General features: G+C 36.3%; 17 protein-coding genes. 10 read left to right on the top strand and 7 right to left on the bottom strand.

Features of this window, described 5'->3' with window-relative positions; translation table 11 throughout:
* Positions 1–3: 3 nt before the first annotated feature.
* Entirely contained in the window at positions 4–678 is a 675-nt protein-coding gene (locus BMW39_RS18685) for a MarR family winged helix-turn-helix transcriptional regulator (RefSeq protein ID WP_034979075.1), read from the bottom strand.
* Between the two features lie 214 nt (positions 679–892).
* Here BMW39_RS18685 and BMW39_RS18680 point away from each other — a divergent pair, with 214 nt between their 5' ends.
* Positions 893–1,435: a hypothetical protein gene (locus tag BMW39_RS18680; RefSeq protein WP_051880088.1), complete on the top strand. Its 543-nt coding sequence runs from the start codon at positions 893–895 to the stop codon at positions 1,433–1,435.
* Between the two features lie 54 nt (positions 1,436–1,489).
* Here the strand turns inward: BMW39_RS18680 and BMW39_RS18675 are convergent, their stop codons facing one another.
* Positions 1,490–2,428: a DUF4349 domain-containing protein gene (locus BMW39_RS18675; protein WP_034979077.1), complete on the bottom strand. Its 939-nt coding sequence runs from the start codon at positions 2,426–2,428 to the stop codon at positions 1,490–1,492.
* Between the two features lie 212 nt (positions 2,429–2,640).
* Between BMW39_RS18675 and BMW39_RS18670 the strand changes: the two genes are divergently transcribed.
* Positions 2,641–4,530 carry a PEP/pyruvate-binding domain-containing protein gene (locus tag BMW39_RS18670; protein ID WP_034979079.1) on the top strand — a complete coding sequence of 630 codons (1,890 nt, stop codon included), beginning with the start codon at positions 2,641–2,643 and terminating at the stop codon, positions 4,528–4,530.
* Here BMW39_RS18670 and BMW39_RS18665 read toward each other — a convergent pair.
* Complete coding sequence (locus BMW39_RS18665; protein WP_165569374.1) at positions 4,527–5,084, bottom strand: DUF4956 domain-containing protein; 558 nt, start codon at positions 5,082–5,084, stop codon at positions 4,527–4,529. The two genes, BMW39_RS18670 and BMW39_RS18665, sit on opposite strands and share 4 nt — an antisense overlap.
* Before the next feature lie 62 nt (positions 5,085–5,146).
* On the opposite strand from BMW39_RS18665, the gene BMW39_RS18660 reads away from it, so the two are divergent.
* From BMW39_RS18660 to BMW39_RS18650, 3 genes are read left to right on the top strand one after another with little or no spacing between them, the layout of a single operon-like run.
* Positions 5,147–6,139 carry a hypothetical protein gene (locus BMW39_RS18660; protein ID WP_034979081.1) on the top strand — a complete coding sequence of 331 codons (993 nt, stop codon included), beginning with the start codon at positions 5,147–5,149 and terminating at the stop codon, positions 6,137–6,139.
* Positions 6,140–7,963: a hypothetical protein gene (locus BMW39_RS18655; RefSeq protein ID WP_051880082.1), complete on the top strand. Its 1,824-nt coding sequence runs from the start codon at positions 6,140–6,142 to the stop codon at positions 7,961–7,963.
* A 12-nt stretch (positions 7,964–7,975) separates the two neighbouring features.
* Positions 7,976–8,782, top strand: a complete 807-nt coding sequence (locus BMW39_RS18650; protein ID WP_034979083.1) for a hypothetical protein — start codon at positions 7,976–7,978, stop codon at positions 8,780–8,782.
* Positions 8,783–8,841: 59 nt separating this feature from the next.
* On the opposite strand, the gene BMW39_RS18645 is transcribed toward BMW39_RS18650, so the two are convergent.
* The 3 genes from BMW39_RS18645 to BMW39_RS18635 all read right to left on the bottom strand — a co-directional run bounded on the left by BMW39_RS18645 (position 8,842) and on the right by BMW39_RS18635 (position 13,806).
* Positions 8,842–10,437 carry a peptide chain release factor 3 gene (locus BMW39_RS18645; RefSeq protein WP_034979085.1) on the bottom strand — a complete coding sequence of 532 codons (1,596 nt, stop codon included), beginning with the start codon at positions 10,435–10,437 and terminating at the stop codon, positions 8,842–8,844.
* Positions 10,438–11,049: 612 nt separating this feature from the next.
* Positions 11,050–12,576 (bottom strand): SulP family inorganic anion transporter, encoded by a 1,527-nt coding sequence (locus BMW39_RS18640; protein ID WP_034979086.1) that lies wholly within the window; start codon positions 12,574–12,576, stop codon positions 11,050–11,052.
* A 45-nt stretch (positions 12,577–12,621) separates the two neighbouring features.
* Positions 12,622–13,806: an MFS transporter gene (locus BMW39_RS18635; RefSeq protein ID WP_034979089.1), complete on the bottom strand. Its 1,185-nt coding sequence runs from the start codon at positions 13,804–13,806 to the stop codon at positions 12,622–12,624.
* Positions 13,807–13,986: 180 nt separating this feature from the next.
* On the opposite strand from BMW39_RS18635, the gene BMW39_RS18630 reads away from it, so the two are divergent.
* The 5 genes from BMW39_RS18630 to BMW39_RS18610 all read left to right on the top strand — a co-directional run bounded on the left by BMW39_RS18630 (position 13,987) and on the right by BMW39_RS18610 (position 17,356).
* Positions 13,987–14,787 (top strand): class I SAM-dependent methyltransferase, encoded by an 801-nt coding sequence (locus BMW39_RS18630; protein WP_034979093.1) that lies wholly within the window; start codon positions 13,987–13,989, stop codon positions 14,785–14,787.
* Positions 14,788–14,852: 65 nt separating this feature from the next.
* Complete coding sequence (locus BMW39_RS18625; RefSeq protein WP_034979096.1) at positions 14,853–15,764, top strand: glycosyltransferase family 2 protein; 912 nt, start codon at positions 14,853–14,855, stop codon at positions 15,762–15,764.
* Positions 15,761–16,804, top strand: coding sequence for a hypothetical protein (locus BMW39_RS18620; protein WP_034979097.1), 1,044 nt, complete (start codon positions 15,761–15,763; stop codon positions 16,802–16,804). The genes BMW39_RS18625 and BMW39_RS18620 overlap by 4 nt, the downstream gene beginning before the upstream one ends.
* Positions 16,805–16,818: 14 nt before the next feature.
* Entirely contained in the window at positions 16,819–17,001 is a 183-nt protein-coding gene (locus tag BMW39_RS18615) for a hypothetical protein (protein WP_034979100.1), read from the top strand.
* A gap of 1 nt (position 17,002) precedes the next feature.
* On the top strand, positions 17,003–17,356 hold the full coding sequence (locus tag BMW39_RS18610) for a hypothetical protein (RefSeq protein WP_034979103.1): 354 nt from the start codon (positions 17,003–17,005) through the stop codon (positions 17,354–17,356).
* A gap of 3 nt (positions 17,357–17,359) precedes the next feature.
* Here the strand turns inward: BMW39_RS18610 and BMW39_RS18605 are convergent, their stop codons facing one another.
* Positions 17,360–18,445 carry an FUSC family protein gene (locus BMW39_RS18605; RefSeq protein ID WP_034979106.1) on the bottom strand — a complete coding sequence of 362 codons (1,086 nt, stop codon included), beginning with the start codon at positions 18,443–18,445 and terminating at the stop codon, positions 17,360–17,362.
* Positions 18,446–18,546: the final 101 nt, after the last annotated feature.

The following is an 18,546-nucleotide window of genomic DNA, read 5'->3' as shown; positions in this document are numbered from 1 at the left end:
ATTTTAATTTTTCCCGAAAGCATATTCCTGATAAACAGTTTCTAATAATTTTGAACCTTCAATATTTTTGGAGAAGATCGGCCGATGGAATTTGTCCAGTTTATCAAGGATCCTGATGAGTTCCATCTTCTCAGAATGGTTTAGATCTCCAGTTACGATATTGGTAGCGTTTCGGATTTTTTCCATTTGGTTTTCAAGGGCCAATTTTCCTTCGTCTGTAATCATTAAAACTTTTGACCTTTTATCTGTTTCAGAATTGGTCTGTTCTATCCATCCTTGCTTTATCAATCGCTTGATGATCAATATCCCTGTAGATTTATCCTGAAGATTCTTTTTGATAAGTTCCGTCTTGGTCATCGTTCCAAATGCTTTCAAATTGATCAAATAGATAAATTCTTCCTGCGTATTGAAATCCGAATCTGCAATGGCCGATTTGGAGTAGGTCTTCGCATATCTATTAAGATGGACAATCAATGTACTAATGACACTTTCCGGCGATCGTCCATTTTCTTTCCCTTCCCAGATGGGTTCGTTAATAACATTATTCGCATTATTGATTCTGCCATCGCATATCCAATTCTTAAACCCTTCTATATCAGAAGAATATTGCTGTTTATTGTTTTGTGATACAAATTCTTCTACCAATTGTATCACGTCTTTTATCAGTCCAAGGCTCATTGTGCGTTATTTTATTAGTTTGTAAATATACTAATTATTATAACATTAGTACATTTATAAACTAAAATTGGAGCATTTTAAACAATTGTTTTAAAATTTCTTAATTATCATTCCAGTTATGTTAATGAACTCTTAAAAATATTAAAGTTTGAAAATTTTAGAGCTTTATGGAATCGTTGTTGTGATTATCGTAACAACATTAAAACAAAAAATTATGAAAACGGAAATGAAAATTAAAAGCTTGTTTTTTGGATTAACATTAATGACGACAGGTTTTATCAGCGCACAAACTACCACTACTGCATCTGCAGAAACAACACAAACTGCAGCCGTAACCAATCCGACAATTGATGCATTGGTGAAACAAGTCGCCGCAAAACCGGATGATACACAGACGTTAGTTACATTAGCAACAGCTTATCAGGACGTAGGAGATTGGAACTCGGCCATTGCAACTTGGAACAAGATAACAACGATTATTCCAGACTGGGCGCCAGCTTATTACAGCATCGGATACGCCAATCAGTCAGCAAAAAACAATGAAGGTGCAAAAGCCGCTTACGAACAGTATATCGCTAAAGTAAAACCGGCTGAAGTAGATGCTTCCAAACAAAATTTAGCTTACGCATATTTCTTCATCGCATTCCAGGACAAGGATACCGATAAAGAAAAAGCAAAACAATATATCGCAAAATCTTTGCAATATGACGGTTCAAACCAAGATGCGCTCAACTTGAGCAAAAGCTTGATGAACTAATCAACACACTATTTAATTACAGAAAAGACGCTTAATTTAAGCGTCTTTTTTGGTTTAAGAATTCTCGTTGGAATCTTTATTTTCAGGCGGATCTTGATTTTTATTATTTTTCTTTTTGTAGAAATAATAGGCAATTCCAGCAATCAGGAAGACCGGCCAAAAGGGTAGGAGGAAAAGTAAAATACTTCCGATGACGTCCCAGCCAGATGAAACTGCATCTAGGGATTTCGAACCGAAACTCTGATCTTTTTCAGCTTCCGTTGGATAGAGTTTGTTGCCGTACATTGTGATCTCTATGTCACACATTTTGTTTTGGTTGTAATCATTTCCAACAATTTCTACATTCTTATTTTTCACACTTCCAAGATCTGATAATTCTTCTACCAGATAATCAAATTTTTGAAGCGGAACTTTTGCTGTGATATAGTAAGTTTGAAATTCATCATTGCTAATTAAATTTTCAGTTTTGATGATTCCATCGTATTTTCTGATCTGATCTTGCACCAGCGCTTTTCCTGTGGCGATGTCATCCACATTGATTTCGATGTAACCTTTCTTCATCATCGAAGCGGGTTTAGGTGTTGAATCCTGTTTTGGTTTGTCCCTGTAGACGATTTTATTAACCGTTTTGGTAACAGGTTTCGGAATTTCTTTTTTAATCGAATTCTTGATGGAATCTATATTGGAACTCAGCTTTTTTTCTTCAATATCTTTCTTGAATTTTTCAACATTCTCAGATATAGAATCGATCTTGTTTTTGCTATTTTCAAATGCTTTCTCGATTTCTTCTTTATTTTTGATGAGATCTTTCGCTTTTAGATTGACAGAATCTACAATCGTATTGGCAGCCGCATCAAATTTCTCAACACTTTCTGCCGTATTTTGAACCAATGAATCTGCATTGGCAATCGTGTTATTAGCTTCCTGTATATCTGATTTTTTACACATCGTCAAAGTACTCATAACCAGAATGGTCAATATTAATTTTTTCATGTTGGATAATTTTGTTGATGTAAAACTACCGAGGCTTTCAACGATTGATTTGTAAATGAAATGGATTATTCTTGTAATATTTTAATTAATTGATAATCAAATATTTGAATTTATTTTACAAATGATTTACAAGAATTAATTTCAATTTTTGAGACAAAAAAATCCCGATATTCAGGAATTAAATTTTAAATTGCATTTCACAATCCATGATAATGATGAAAAAGTTATTGATCCTATTTTATTTTCTGACTTCCGTATTTTTCTTTGCTCAAAAGGATTTTGTTCATTCAATCACGCAAAAACAGCAGTTCATCAATTTGGCTGGAAAACCGTTGACGGACAAATTTACCAACATCAAATCTGTAAAAGTCGTTTATGATCATCCTTCAAAAAAGATTTACTTTTTCAATAGCGTGAAGTACAAATACCATCATAATTTCTGTGAAGAAGTGCTTGGATTTCCGGCTGGTTTGGAATCTTTTAATGACGTCAGTTACAATGGAACTGGCTATAGAAGGTATCTTTTGGGAAATCTCAATTACATAGAAAAATCCGACGATTGGGTTTTGGAATTGGCAGCTTCCGACCAGATGAATGCGCAACTCATTCAGTTTTTCTTTAATGAAGTCAAAAAGAATGTGTTCTTTGGTTCAAAGGTCAAATTCTACCTGAGCACACCAAGATTGATCGCGCTCAATCAAAAACAGACTTTGAAGATCCCAACTGTTTATTCTGATTTTATTTTCCAAAATCTTACAGAGCAATCTGTGGAAAAGGGTAGTGCGATTGGGATTTTGAAGAAATATGACTTGAAATCAAATCCAAAATTCTATCCGAATGAGAATGAGATCATCATTATCAACTCGACGCCGGAGATCATTCCAAATGTAAAAGCAATCATCGTTACGGAATTTCAAACACCGTTGAGTCATTTAGTTCTCTTGGCGAAAAATAGAAATATTCCTTTGTACGTGGATACAGAAGCTTTTGAGAAAAGCAAGATTAATAATCTAATTGATAAAAAAGTAGAACTGGTCGTGAACGATGACAACTATAAATTGAATCTAACAACAAAGCCGATCAAAATCACAAAAGCAAAACCCAGAATTACGCTTACAAAGAATCTTGAAGTTAAAGAACTCATCGATCTCAATAAAACTTTGCCGCAAAGTCCACAAAATATCATTGGTTCCAAAGCCACGAATCTTGGACTTTTGAAAATCGTGGAAAAGGAATTGAAAAACTTCAAAACGCCTGAGTATGCTTACGCGATTCCTTTCTATTACTATGATGAGCACATCAAGAACAATCATTTTGATAAGGAAATTAGCGAGATCCTTGCGCTTCCAAAAGATTCAATTAGACTTATTGATGAAAAATTAAAGGCCTTAAGAAAAACCATCAAGAAATCGAAAGTTGACCCTGAACTTATCAATTTGGTAACGAATACTTTAAATCAGCAGAGTGAATTCAAGAATTTCAAATTCCGTTCCTCCACCAATGCGGAAGATCTTGCTGGTTTCAATGGTGCCGGTTTGTACGATTCCAAATCAGCAAAATTAGGCGATTCATTGAAAACGGTTGAGAAGGCGATCTTGGATGTATGGGCAAGTTTTTGGAATGAGAGAGCTTATCACGAGCGGGAGATCTTCAATATCGATCACTTGTCTTGCGCGATGGGAATTCTGGTTCACCGTTCGTTTCCGGATGAGTTGGCAAATGGCGTTCTGATCACGAAAAATATTTATCGCAAAGAGTACAAAGGCATTACAGTCAATGTTCAAAAAGGGGAAGAATCTGTTGTGAAGCCAGAAATTGGTGTCACTTGCGACGAGTTCTATGTTCACAACTTCAATTATCTGGACAATAAGTTGAGTGTGGATTACCGCTCAACATCGAGCCTTAATGATAAAAAACCAATTCTTAAAACTTCGGAAATAGAGACCTTGTTCAAAATTTCGCCGAAAATCGAAAGCAGAATGTACTCGCTTTGGAAGAAATATAAAATCGCTGATAAACAGATGCCTTTGGATATCGAATTTAAAATCGTTGGAGCAAACAGAACGCTTTACATCAAGCAAGCAAGAGCTTATATGGATTAATAGGAAACTTTGATGATGACAACATTCTCGATCAGATTGATGGTTTTGATCTGATAACTGAAGGTTTTGAACTGGATCCTTTCGGACAGGAATACTCTCTTTTCAGTTTCATCCAGGCTCATAAAATCTGTAGAAACGATGATCTCGATGACATTCTTTTCAGAAGAAGAAGGTGTTTTTTTCTCGAGGAAATTAAGGTAAACATAACATAGTACGATCACCAGATTGATCCCCAACAAAAACTCTAAATGGTCGATTGGCAAAAGGATATCCAACATAGAAAGCGTGATGGAAACAAATAAAAAGATAACGGTCTGGATTGAAAAACTCTCGGTTCGAAATCGCAAAATCGAGAAAACAGCAAACAGTCCAAATCCGATTCCCACGGTCATCTCAACTTGTTTGAAGATCAAACACATAAAAAATGTACAAATGCTGACCAAGCTAAAAAGTGGATGCAATCTGAACCTCCTATTTTTGTTCGTGAAATAATAAATTGCGACGATCGAAATGCACAGAATGGCAAAACGCTCGATGATCTCTTGTGTTTCCAAGTTAAAAATTTCTTTAAAGATAAAATATTTATTGATAAATTTGGAAAAACGCAAGGTACATCATGACAAAAGCACTTCTTTACCTATCAATCTCAATGCTGTTTTTTTCTTGTAAAAAAGTTGAGAGCAAGCAAGCCAAGAAAGAAATCCCTCAGAAAATTGAAGTAAAAAAAGACACAATTTCTGAGAAAAAAATCAGTTTTGACGATTTTCATATTTATGATCTATATACGATGGAAAATGGAGAGGGAAGTGATATATTCGTTTCATTGTCTGATGTTTATATGGATTCTATCACGGTTCCTCCTGACATCATAAAAAATCAAAAGAATATCCCTTTCGCAAAATTGAAACATTTTGAGCTGCCGCCATTCTACAGAGAAAAATTTCTCAAAGGAACCAAACTATCGGAAAATGATACGCTTTACCTCTACAATTATAAGGAAAATCATTTGAATAAATTTCCAATCAAAAGTCTGAAGGCTGTTGCAAACCTGAATTTCTACAGTAGCGAAGGTGAAGAGATATATAATGATGATTACATGATCGGTTTTCAGTTGTATGAGAAAGTGGACCGTGAAAGATCTATGGATACAACCGAATATTCATTAGCTTATTTTGGGAAAGAAAATCCTTTTGCTGAGCAGAAATTAGAACCTGTAAGATGGAAAAAAGTGAATGAAAAAGATTTTCCCGTCAAGATAGTTTCGAAGCTTAAGCATGGAAAAACCTATCAATATAAGGTTGGAAATCTGGATTGCTATCTTCAGGATCTGACGTCAGAAAATGAAATCAGAGAACGAAAGCTAGTCGCCACTAAAGGAGGAAAAGTGATATTGGATAAAACCATCACAAAAGGAGAAGGCGCAGAATTTTATCCGCTCAATTACGTCGAAGATGATGTTACTAATGAAAATCAATGGACTGGGAATCTCTTCAAAGGAAAACCGCCTGTTGTTTTTGGTTTTTTGTCGCAGTCTTTTGGTTGCAGTGCAATCACGTTTCTGGACAATTCCTATCCTGAACTATACAAAGACTGTGATAATAGACATTAGATGATAAATATTAAAGTGATGAAATTATTTTTCTTTTCAATTATTTTTCTGAGTACGTTGGCTTGTTCACAAAATACTTCCAACGCTTTGATCAATGAAAATCTGGACAATTTTCCGATCAGAGAATCATATGAGGAAAAAGGGAAGTTTCTTGGTCAGGTCTATTCGGTCAAAAATTATTCGTCGGACAACTATCAAAAATCATCTGAAAAGAAAACCGTTGAAGGAAAAACGGTCGGTTTGCAAGATTACACGATCTATCGAAAAGATGGAAGAAGGAGTTTTCACAAAGCTCAAAATTTTGAGACCAAATATTATTACGATGAAAATTCTAATCATTTGATCTTGAGAGAAATTCAAAACAAAGGCGAATACGGAAAATCCCTGAATTCTGCCTGGCTTTTTTATGACAAAGATGGAATCCTTTCTGAAGAAATTGGGCTGGAGAAAAATGCAGATAAAACAACATTCGAAAAATACATCACTTATAAAATAAAAGATTCAGCTGATCAAAAGAAAATTACCATTTCGGAAATTGACGAAGACTCAAATAAAAATCCTGATAAGATCTACAGTTTTACTGATAAAAATCTAACAAAGGTTTCGCCACTTTTTCAATCCAAATTTCAAAAGTTATCGCTTCAAGACGGCATTTTCAAAGTAGATGAAATTGATGGCTATGTTTTCCCCGGACGAAAAGTGTTTTTCAAATACGATAAAAAGGGACACTTGATCTCTGAGATCTGGCACAATGAAGAAGGTTTGGAACATAAGATCGAATTCGATTATAACTCAGATTATACCGAGAGTACAGAAACAATCTACCAGCAAAAAGGAACAGAAGTGGGTTCAAAAAAATTGACCAAATATGATCAATATGGAAATCTGACCTTTGATCAAACTACTTTTTATGACGGTTCAATTGGCGGACGCTTTGAAAATGAATATCACTATGATAAGGAAAATAATTGGGTCGTAAAAAAGATCTATTACAGCGATACTAATAATGGCGTTCTCCAAAAGAAAAAATTGCTGACGGTCGAATACCGCGAAATAACTTATTATAATTCCGACACCAAAGAACAATCTTTCACGCTTCCGAAAATTCCAGAGATCATCAATAAAATAAGAGCTGATATCCCGAACGCTGCTGACAAAAACCAAGCTCAACTCGATGAAAAAAAGCAAGCCATTGACAGTGATAATTATGATACCGAAATTACTAAGAAAGTCGCTGAGGACATCAAAGATTTTACGCCAAAATATTGGAAATTAAAAGCTACAGCCTACGGAAACCTGGACGATGATGGTGCGGAAGAAGCTGTGACCGTGTACGAAATGCCAAGTATAAGTGACGGCGACACGGAGCAAGTTCTCGCAATCTTCAAAAGAGAAAATGGAAAATGGAAACTTTGGAATCAGACCACTGCTCCTTTACTGACTTCGGGAAGTGGTGGAATGATGGGAAATCCCTTCAGTGGAATCTCAATCTCTAAAAAAAGCATTGTCATCAAACATTTTGGTGGCAGCCGCGACAAATGGTCGTACACACATCGTTACCGTTTTCAAAATGCAGATTGGTATCTGATAGGAGCGTCAGTACATTACGGAGCACCCTGCGACTACGATGTGAAATTTGATTACAACATCAGCACAGGTGATGCGACTTATAAGAAAAACAAAGAAAATTGTGACACTGGTGAGATCAAAGTCATTGACTCTCAAAAAACAAATAAGAAGATCAAGCCTATCAAAATGAATTCATTTCAAGTGGGCGACAATGCCTTCGAATTTCCTAATTTAAAAGATGTCATTAATTATTAATAACAATCGAGCATGAATCTTAAAAGCACTTTCCTAATTATAATTTCCATCATTTCTCTCTCCTGTAAAAAAGAAGAGAAACAGATTTCGACTAAAAAATCGGTGGAAAAAGATACATTAGTTGTTCAAGATAAACCAGTCACAGAAAGTCCTAGAGATCAAGTGCAACATTTGTTTTCTGCGAATGGCGGTTCTGTTTTGTATCTCAAAAATGGAGAGATCAAAGGTCAGGCCAGATTTGATACAGACGGCGATTTTATTACCGAATTGATGAAGACCAAAACCTACGGAAATTACATAGAACACGACGATTATGTGATAGGAAAACAACGTGGCGACACCACATTTTTCTTTAATGAATTTGGAAGGATTGATGAAGGCTGGAACATTATAAAAGGTATTTCCATAGAAAATCCAATGCAGATCGTTTCTTACAAATCGCCAAAAAATCTAGATTCAAAAGAAATAGAGACGATCTCGGAAACCCGACTGATCATCTTCGATCCGGAAACAAAAACCTTCAAAGATGAAAATTCACCAGAAGCTGACGCGTACTTCACTGCAATGGACGACTGGAGTTTCTATTCATACGAATTGAGCGAAGGTTTTGGAAAACTGGGAATTCAGACAAAGCATTTGAGCAAAAGATATCTGAGTATTAATTCCCCCGATCGGGAAAATGTTATCATCGATACAAAATCAAAAATCAATGGAAATCTGGTGCTGGCTTTACTTTACAGAAAAGGCAAAATGCCAATTATAATACATTTGATTTTTAATGATAATAATATAGACGAAGTGAAGGCATATTTGAATTAAATTCGATTTGCAAAGGATTTATAAAAAAAGCACCCAAATGTTGGATGCTTATGTATATTCTAATTTGCATTATTAAACTCACTGATAAAATGCAACTTCACATTCGGAAACTTCTCCTGCGTCATCACGATCGTGAAAGATGAATCTGCAAGGAAAACCAATTGGTCATATTTATCTCTCGCTAGGAACCTTTGTTTCAATCTTGCAAATTCCTGGAATTCCTCAGACCTTTCGTCCGCTTCCACCCAACAAGCTTTATGGATTCCGATTGGTTCGTAGTTACATTTTGCGCCATATTCGTGCTCCAAACGGTATTGGATAACCTCGTACTGTAGCGCTCCAACTGTTCCAATGATCTTTCTGTTGTTCATCGTCAAAGTGAAAAGCTGAGCAACACCTTCGTCCATCAGCTGGTCAATTCCTTTGGCCAACTGTTTCGCTTTCAACGGATCATCGTTGTTGATGTAACGGAAATGTTCTGGAGAGAAATTCGGAATTCCTTTGAAACTGATCTTCTCACCAGCCGTCAAAGTATCACCAATCCTGAAATTTCCAGTATCGTGAAGTCCCACGATATCGCCTGGAAAACTCTCGTCCACCACTTCTTTTTTGTCCGCAAAGAAAGCGTTGGGCGAGGAGAACTTCATCTTTTTGCCTTCTCTTACAAGCAGGTAGTTTTCATTTCTTTTAAAAGTTCCGGAAACGATCTTCACAAAGGCCAAACGGTCTCTGTGCTTCGGATCCATATTCGCGTGGATCTTGAAAACAAATCCAGTGAAATTTTTCTCTTCAGGTTTCACCACTCTTGTCGAACTTTCCTTTGGCTGAGGCTTCGGCGCAATCTCGATGAAAGCATCCAACAACTCACGAACCCCAAAATTATTCAAAGCTGAACCGAAGAAAACCGGTTGCAGATCGCCTTTCATATAGTCATCTCGGTCAAATTCCGGATACACGGATTCCACCAATTCCAATTCCTCACGAAGCGTCGCCGCCGCTTTTGCCCCAACCAATTCATCGATTTGAGCATCATTGATGTCATCAAATTTAATCGCCTCACCAACTTTCTGTTTTTTCTCTTCCAAAAACAATTGGATATTCTTTTCCCAAATATTATAGATCCCTTGGAAGTCCGCTCCCATGCCGATTGGCAGAGAAAGTGGCGTCACACGAAGACCCAATTTTTGTTCAACTTCATCCAGAAGATCGAAGGCATCTTTACCTTCACGATCCAATTTATTGATGAAAACCAACATCGGAATATTTCGCATTCTACAAACCTGAACCAGCTTTTCCGTCTGTTCCTCAACCCCTTTTGCAACGTCGATCACGACAATCACGGAGTCAACAGCCGTTAAAGTTCTATACGTATCTTCAGCAAAATCCTTGTGTCCTGGCGTGTCCAAAATATTGATCTTGTGGCCTTTATACTCAAAAGCCAAAACCGAGGTCGCTACGGAAATCCCTCTCTGGCGCTCTATCTCCATAAAATCGGAGGTTGCTCCTTTTTTGATCTTGTTGGATTTTACCGCGCCCGCTTCCTGGATCGCGCCTCCAAAAAGAAGAAGTTTCTCTGTAAGCGTCGTTTTTCCCGCATCGGGGTGAGAGATGATCCCGAAAGTTTTTCTCCTGCTGATTTCTTGTTCTAAAGACATAATAAAATTTGAGACTGCAAAAATCGTGTTTTTTATCGAATTCTGAAAATCGAGTTTTCGAGAGATTAATTAGGAGCTATTTAGCATCCTCGTACAGATATTTTTATTTTTAATTTGGAGCTATTTCCCGCTTTCCGTTGCAATCTTTTTTGCCCAACGATTTACCTCTCAATAGAACTTTTCGCAAACGCAAAAAAGGATTTCCACTGCAATCGGGGCTATGGGTTTTGTCTGTAAATCAAGATTATGGTTTCATCAAAACTATTATCTTTCAAATGAAAACACTTCGACTCCGCTCAGTGTGACAAACCCAACTCAAATTTCCAGCATCAATCCATTGTCAGTCTGAGCGGAGTCGAAGATCTAACCATTGTAAAGGTCGTTTGAAATTAAGTCAAAAAAATAATTATGAGCAAATCTGCGAGACATTAAACAACGTAAGTCAGAAGAACTTAACATTTTCAGTCTGAGGCTCTCGAAGACATAAAAAAACTAAAAATTCCTTATAAAAAATCAATTAGCGATTTAGAAACATCAATTATATCAAAACTAAAAAGCTGTCAGTCTGAGGCTCTCGAAGACCAACAAAAACTAAAATTCCTTATAAAAAAATCAGTCGCTCAAAACTTGATACTCCGGATCTTCAATAATATTAATAGCCACCACATTTTCCGCATTCTTTATCAATCTCAAACAATCAGAACTCAAATGTTTCAAACGAACAGTTTTCCCTTGACTTTGATAGCGTTCCGTGATTTTATTCAAAATATCAATGGCAGACATATCCACCACACGACTTTCCTTGAAATCAATAACCACTTCTTCCGGGTCATCCATCACATCAAATTTTTCAGCAAAAGTGGTCGTCGAACCAAAAAATAATGGTCCAAAAATCTCGTAATGTTTTACGCCATGATTATCAATATATTTCTTCGCTCTGATTCTTTTCGCACTTTCCCAAGCAAACACCAAAGCCGAAATAATCACGCCAATCAAAACTGCCAAAGCCAAATTGTGAAGGAAAACCGTTATCAATGTCACAACAACCATCACAAAAATATCAGATTTCGGAAATCTCTTGATAGCTTTGAAACTTGCCCATTCAAACGTGCCAACAGCAACCATGATCATCACGCCAACCAAAGCGGCAACGGGCATTTTTCCAATCACAGGAGCTCCGAAAAGGATGATGAAAAGAATAACCAAAGCAGCGATGATTCCAGATAATCTGGCTCTAGCTCCAGCCGAAAGATTGACCAAAGTCTGCGCAATCATCGGACATCCGCCCATTCCTGTAAAGAATCCATTGAGAATATTGGCAGTTCCTTGTGCAACGCATTCTCTGTTGCTGTTTCCTTTTGTGTTTGTGATTTCATCAACTAAATTTAATGTGAGCAAACCTTCCGTCAATCCAACGGTTGACATGATTAAGGCAAATGGGAAAATGACCTTAAGAACTTCATAAGACATCTCGACATCCGGAATGTGAAACGGTGGAAAACCGCCTGCAATATTAGCAATGTCATTCACATTCTTGGTCTGAATTCCGAAAATCATTACTAAAGCAAAAGTGACAGCAATTGCCACCAAAGAAGCCGGAATCTTTTTTGTCAATTTTGGAAATATTAAAATGACAGAAATCGTCAACGCAACCAAGCCTAGCATTATATACAAAGGACTTCCAAACAACCAATTTTCCGAACCTTGGATTTTGAACTGATTGATCTGCGACATAAAAATCACAATTGCCAAACCATTCACAAAACCGTACATCACAGGTTGCGGAACAAGCCGAATGAATTTTCCCAACTTAAAGATCCCCACAAAGATCTGAATGATTCCGGCCAAAACCACGGTCGCAAAAACATATTCGATGCCGTGGGAAATCATTAATGGAATCAAAACAATCACCGTTGCACCAGCACCACCAGAGATCAATCCAGGTCTTCCTCCAAAAATTGCAGTGACCAATCCCATGATGAAAGCGGCGTACAAGCCTGTCAACGGCGAAAATCCAGCAAGAATCGCAAACGATAAAGATTCCGGAATCATTGTCATTGCAACGGTGAGTCCAGCGAATATTTCGTTTCTGTAATTTACTTTTTGAGAGAAATCAAAAAGGTTGAGAACTTTCTTCATAAAAATTTGAAAATGCGAAATTAGTGAGAATTGTGGCAGGAAAGTTTATTCAGACAACTTCATTTTTAGATAAAAGACCAATCCCAATCCTATCATCACAATTCCAATACTGAATGGGAAAATATAATTCAGTCCAAAAATGTCGGCTACGCCACCAATCAACGGACCAGTGATTCCCAAAGAAATATCGATGAACAATCCATAGCCAGCCAAAGCTGAACCTTGATTGGAAGATGGAACAGTTTTCATCGCCATAACGCCCAGAGCCGGAAATATCAATGAAAATCCCAATCCAGTGATTCCAGCGCCGATCAATGCAAAATAAGGATGATAGGACAGGCTGATTATCGTTAAACCAAGCGTCTCTACCGCCAGACTCACAATCGCAACATTGATTCCACCAAATCGGTTGATCGCATTACTAAAGACCAATCTACCTGCTACAAACAATATCCCGAAAACCGACAGACACATTGCTCCGTTTTGCCAATGATAATAATCGTAATAAAGCGTGATAAATGTAGAGATAGAAGCAAACCCTAATCCGCCCAAAGCCAGTCCCAGACCATAAGGTGCGACCTTACTCAAAACTTTCCAAAAAGAAGTTGGCTCACCTTCCGATAATTCTCCAGTTTTATTTTCTTTGGTATTTGCTAGAAAAAATCCCAAAATTCCGAGGACTACAATGAGAATTCCTAAACCATAAAAATTGAAATGCTTCACAATGGTCACACCTAACGATGCACCCAAAGCCAAAGCACCGTAACAAGCGACCCCATTATAAGAAATGATCTTCGCCGTATGTTTTTCGCCAAAGGCCATTATTGCCCAATTGATAGGACTTGCACCGATCATTCCCTCGGCACAGCCTGTAAAAAGCCTTGTCACAATTAAAAATGACAAACTTACAATAGGGGAGAATTTGAAATAATAAGCCATTATCAATACCAATCCTGTAAAAGCGAAACTCAGCATACTTACCAGAACGGCAGGTTTAGGACCTTTGCTATCGATGATCTTACCGGAATAGGCGCGCATCAAAAATGTCATCACATATTGTAAACTAATGACAATTCCCGCAACCAGCATACTGAAACCAAGACCTTTGCTAATGAAAATAGGTAAAACCGATAATGATAATCCAATGATAAAATAACCTATAAATGTGAAGAAGACATATGAAATAAGGGAATAAGAAATATTTTTGCTTTGTTCAATCGTTGCATCCATAACTCAAAAATTAATCTGCAAAGATACCACGGAAATCATTTTTATAAAATTTTCTGATATTAATAAATGTATAATTTTCGTAGACTGTGAAAACTATTTATTTTAATGATTTGCCAAAAATCAGTAACTTTCGGCTTCTAATCAAATTAGAAGATTTTTTAAAACTAATTTCCATCATCAATGACGAAGCTTCAGAAGTTAAAGAACGCCATTCAGTACATCATCAAACAACCAAGTTTACTCAATATTATTCTCGATTTGAATGATATTAGAAAACAAGAATTTCAAAAAAAATATCCTCAATTTTTAAGTCTTCCGGAAGTTTCTTTGGACGAAATTTCGGGCGGAAATTTTGAATCGAACATTGATTTGTGCATTTTGGACGGCGGTTCACTTCCGACAGATTTGGCTTTGTTAAAGACCTTATCTAAAGGAAAAAATTCTTATTTCGAAATTGGAACTTGGCGAGGAGAAAGTGTATGGAACGTAGCGAAAGAAATTGATGATTGTACAACACTCAACCTTTCCAAAGAAGAAATGGAAGCAATGGGTTGGAACAAAAGATATGCGGAACTTCACGGAATTTTATCCAAGAAAAATCCAAAAATCCTGCATCTTGAAGGCAACACCAAAACCTATGATTTTGCTGGATTGAATAAAAAATATGATCTCATTTTCATAGATGGCGACCATTCTTACGAAATGGTAAAACACGACACAGAAAAGGTTTTTCAGCATTTGGTTCACGACGAAACAGTGGTTGTGTGGCACGATTACGCCTACAATCCTGAGAAAATCCGATATGAAGTTTTCAAGGCGATTTTGGATGCGTTGCCAAAAGAATTGCATCATAATCTTTATCATCCACAAAATACGATGTGTGCTATTTTCACAAAGAAAAAATATAAAACTTCAACATTTGAAAGTCCAAAGACGCCGGAAGTTTTGTTTGAAGTGAAATTAAAATCGAATAAGTTTTAATATTAATAATTCAAACCTTCAAGGTTTTTGAAACCTTGAAGATTTATTTAACATAATCATTTAATTTGAAATTTCTCATCATCATTCCTGCGCACAACGAAGAACAGAGCATTGTTTCGTGTCTGGAATCTTTGCAAAAGCAGAGTTTTCAGGACTTTACCTGTGTGGTTGTGAATGATGGTTCTACCGATAAGACCCAAGAAATCGCAGAAAACTTCCAACTTCCAACTTCCAATTTCCAACTTTTAAATCTCCATACTTCTGAACATCAGCCTGGTGCAAAAGTGGTGCGGACTTTCAACAAAGGTTTGGAATCTGTGGATTGGAAAGGTTTTGATGTGATTTGTAAGTATGATGCAGACATTGTTTTTCCAAGAAATTACCTTGAAAAAGTCAATCAGGTTTTTGAGGAAAATCCTAAAGCTGGATTGGTTTCCGGCTTGGTTTACATCAGAAATTACAAGCAAAATCCACAAATTAAAAATCTGAAATTGCCGAGCGAAAATCTCTTCGATTTCAGTAATAAAAATCACAATTGGGTTTTCGAAAATCTTTCGTCCAAAAATCACGTTCGAGGTCCAATAAAGGCTTACAGGAAGGAATGTTTTGAAGCGATAAATGGACTTAGGTCCGTTTTAGGTTGGGATAATCTGGATGTTTTGTTGGCAAAAAAACACGGTTGGGAAGTGTCGACAATCAAAGATATTTGGGTCAAACATTTGCGCCCGACAGCTTATAAATACAAAGACCAGAAAGCGGAAAAACTTGGACAGTATTTTTACAATATTGGTTTGAGCTTGCCTTTGGCGATGATTTCCTCAGCTAAATCTTCTTTTAAAAACCGTTCTGCGAAAGAGTTTTTCACAACGATTAATTCTTTTTTGAAACAAAATGAAAAGCGGGAATTGAACAAAGAGGAAATTACTTTTATCCGAAATCTGCGTTGGAAAGAGTTCTTCAAAAACTTCGGATTATGAAGAAAATCGCTTACATAGAACTCGATACACACGCTGAATTGGCCAACAATTTCTTTGAATTGACGAAAGATTCAGGTGAGATTTCTGTTGATTTTTATTTTTCGGATAAGATTTACAAATTGTTGAAATTAGAAGGTGACAACGTGTTTTTGACAGATTATTCCGAGCTTTTGGAAGTCTTGAAAAAGAAAAACTATGATTTGATAATCATTGGAACGGTTCATCGGCATTTCAATTTTTATAAGGCGATTGTCAACAAATATAAAACTGCGATTTTAGTTCATAATCTGAACTTTACAAAAGCTTCGAGATGGGAATTATTCAAAAGTATTTTCAAAAAAGACCAACAATACAGACTAAAATTATTCCTGAAAGAAGGACTTTTAGAATCATCCAAAGTTTATCAAAGAGCAAAAAATCTTTTAGGAATTGATGAATTGATGTCTAAACAAAATCATCTGAAATTTCTGCCGATTTATTTTAATCAATTTACTTCTGAAAATTCGGAAAAAGATTTAATTAGAATTGTCATTCCTGGTGCAGTTTCACAAAGTAGGAGAGATTATTATTCGTTCTTTAAAAAGTTGAAAAACTTCAAAGATGTCAATCTAAATTACGAAATTATTTTTCTTGGAAAAGCTTCTGGAGAAGAATTTGAAAGATTAAATCAAATTTCAAATGATATTCCTCAATATATTAATATTCAATATTTTGAAGAAAAATTAAAACAAGAAAAATTTGATGAATGGATGAGAAAATCAGACATTTTATACTGTCCCATTCAAACTGAAACTGAATTCTTCTCAGTCAAGGAAATTTATAGAAAAACTAAAATCAGCGGAAATATCGGCGACGCCATCAAATATGGAAAACTGGCAATTTTTCCCACAACTTATCCTTCTGATTTAGAATTCATTATTGAAGAGAAAAAAGATTTGCAATCGCAATTTTCTGAAGTAAAAAACCTTACATTTGATTTCAGCGATTATTCAAAAGAAACAATTTCTAAAAAACTTAACTCACTCATTGAAAATCTTTAATTAAAATAACATTGATGAAAAATTACACTTTAATAGCAGTTGTTTCCCTTATCACCTTGACTCTAATTCAATTGGTGTATATGTTCCAGCGATATGGCTTTTCGGAAAATGTCTATCTGGTAACCAGTATCTTGCAGATTTTGGCCTACGCAGGACTTACTTCTTTTTTCATCAAATTATATCAAAAACAGAAGTGATATGAACGAAGAATTTAATGAATTGTTCGATATCAAGGAAGATAAAAAAGAGATTTCAAATCTTCCCGTTCCAAAGCAAAACGTGTTGGTTCACAGTATTATAAGAGTCGTGATTCTAATCATTGCGTCGGTTCTGACGCTTGGGATTTTGTTTGTCGCCGCGCTTGGTGGAGAAATTGGTTTTGCTATTCTAGCGCTTGCGATTGTGATTGCGTGGTTTGGAATTATGATTGCTGAGGCAAAAAACTTAAGAAAGCAAAACAAAAACGACTTGGCTGATGCTAATAATATGATAATAGTTCTCGCGGTAGTAACGGTTTTGTGTCTTTTCGCTTACATTGCTACGATGCATTAAAGCTTATTTCGCTCTCTGGAAACTCTTTCTCAAAACCACTTTTGACCTTCTCAAATGTTTGATGGAATTGAATCTGATTCTTTCATTATACAAAAACCAACCGCCAACGCAACCAATTGCGCTTCCAATTAAAATTTCTAAAAACCTCATTTGAAGTAAGTAATCGGGTTCAAGTGAAGTAGAACTTCCGGTTTCGGCGAGGAGAATTCCCATTGGTGTAAGAAACATCACTGCCAAAGCGTAATGTCTTGTGATTAAGATTTCGACGATGATTTGAAGTGTGATAATGCAAATGCAAATCCATAAAGGAGACGTGACGTAAGAGAAAATCAACCAAGCAATTCCAAGTCCGATGGTTGTCCCGATAATCCTGTGCAGACCGCGTTTCCAGATGTGATAGCTATTTACGCCTTGCAAAACTGCCAAACTGGAAATCGGAATCCAATACGGATAATCAAGATTGAAAAACTTTCCGACAAACACCGAAACCAGCATACAAATCCCGATAATAAAGGATTCTACGAGATTGACATAAGGATTGATGTTAAAAGTTGTAACATTCTTATTTAATTCTTTTTTCGAAATCAACAAACTGTAAATCAAACAAATAAGACAAGCGCTCAAAGTTCCAATTGTGAAAATCCCAACGCGTTTTGGAATCAGTTCCGGAGCGTGTGGAAGTCCGATTGCCATTGAGGCCATCATTATAAAGAAAAAACTTCCCGGCGGTTTTAGATTGAAATATCTCGCAACATAGTAAGCAACCGTCGATAAAATCCCGAAAACCAAAGACGCAATCCAAAGATTAAAACTAAACGCCAAGCCCAAACTGTACGAAATAATCATCCCAAACGAGCAGACAAACATCTTCATCATCGTCTCGACAAATCCACTGTTGCTGGGAATATAAATGATGACCAATCCTGCAAGACTAGCCGTGAGCGCAGACCTGATATCGCCCAAAAAATAACCAAACATCAACGGAATTCCAACCGCAAGTCCCGCCAGAAAAGGAATGTGCCAGCTTCTTGGCGAAGGTTTTAATTTGAAAAAGGAGAGGAGTTCGTTTTTTAGATAGTCGGATTTCAAGTTTTGATTTTATTAGATTTGATGGTGGTTTGGGATTTCATTTTTTACAAGTGCAAAATTACCCATAATCGACCAAAATCAAATGATAATGGACTGGAAAA

Source organism: Epilithonimonas lactis, assembly GCF_900110605.1.
GTDB lineage: Bacteria > Bacteroidota > Bacteroidia > Flavobacteriales > Weeksellaceae > Epilithonimonas > Epilithonimonas lactis.
Note: the sequence above shows the minus strand (reverse complement) of the source record. Positions and strands in the feature narration are given on the sequence as shown.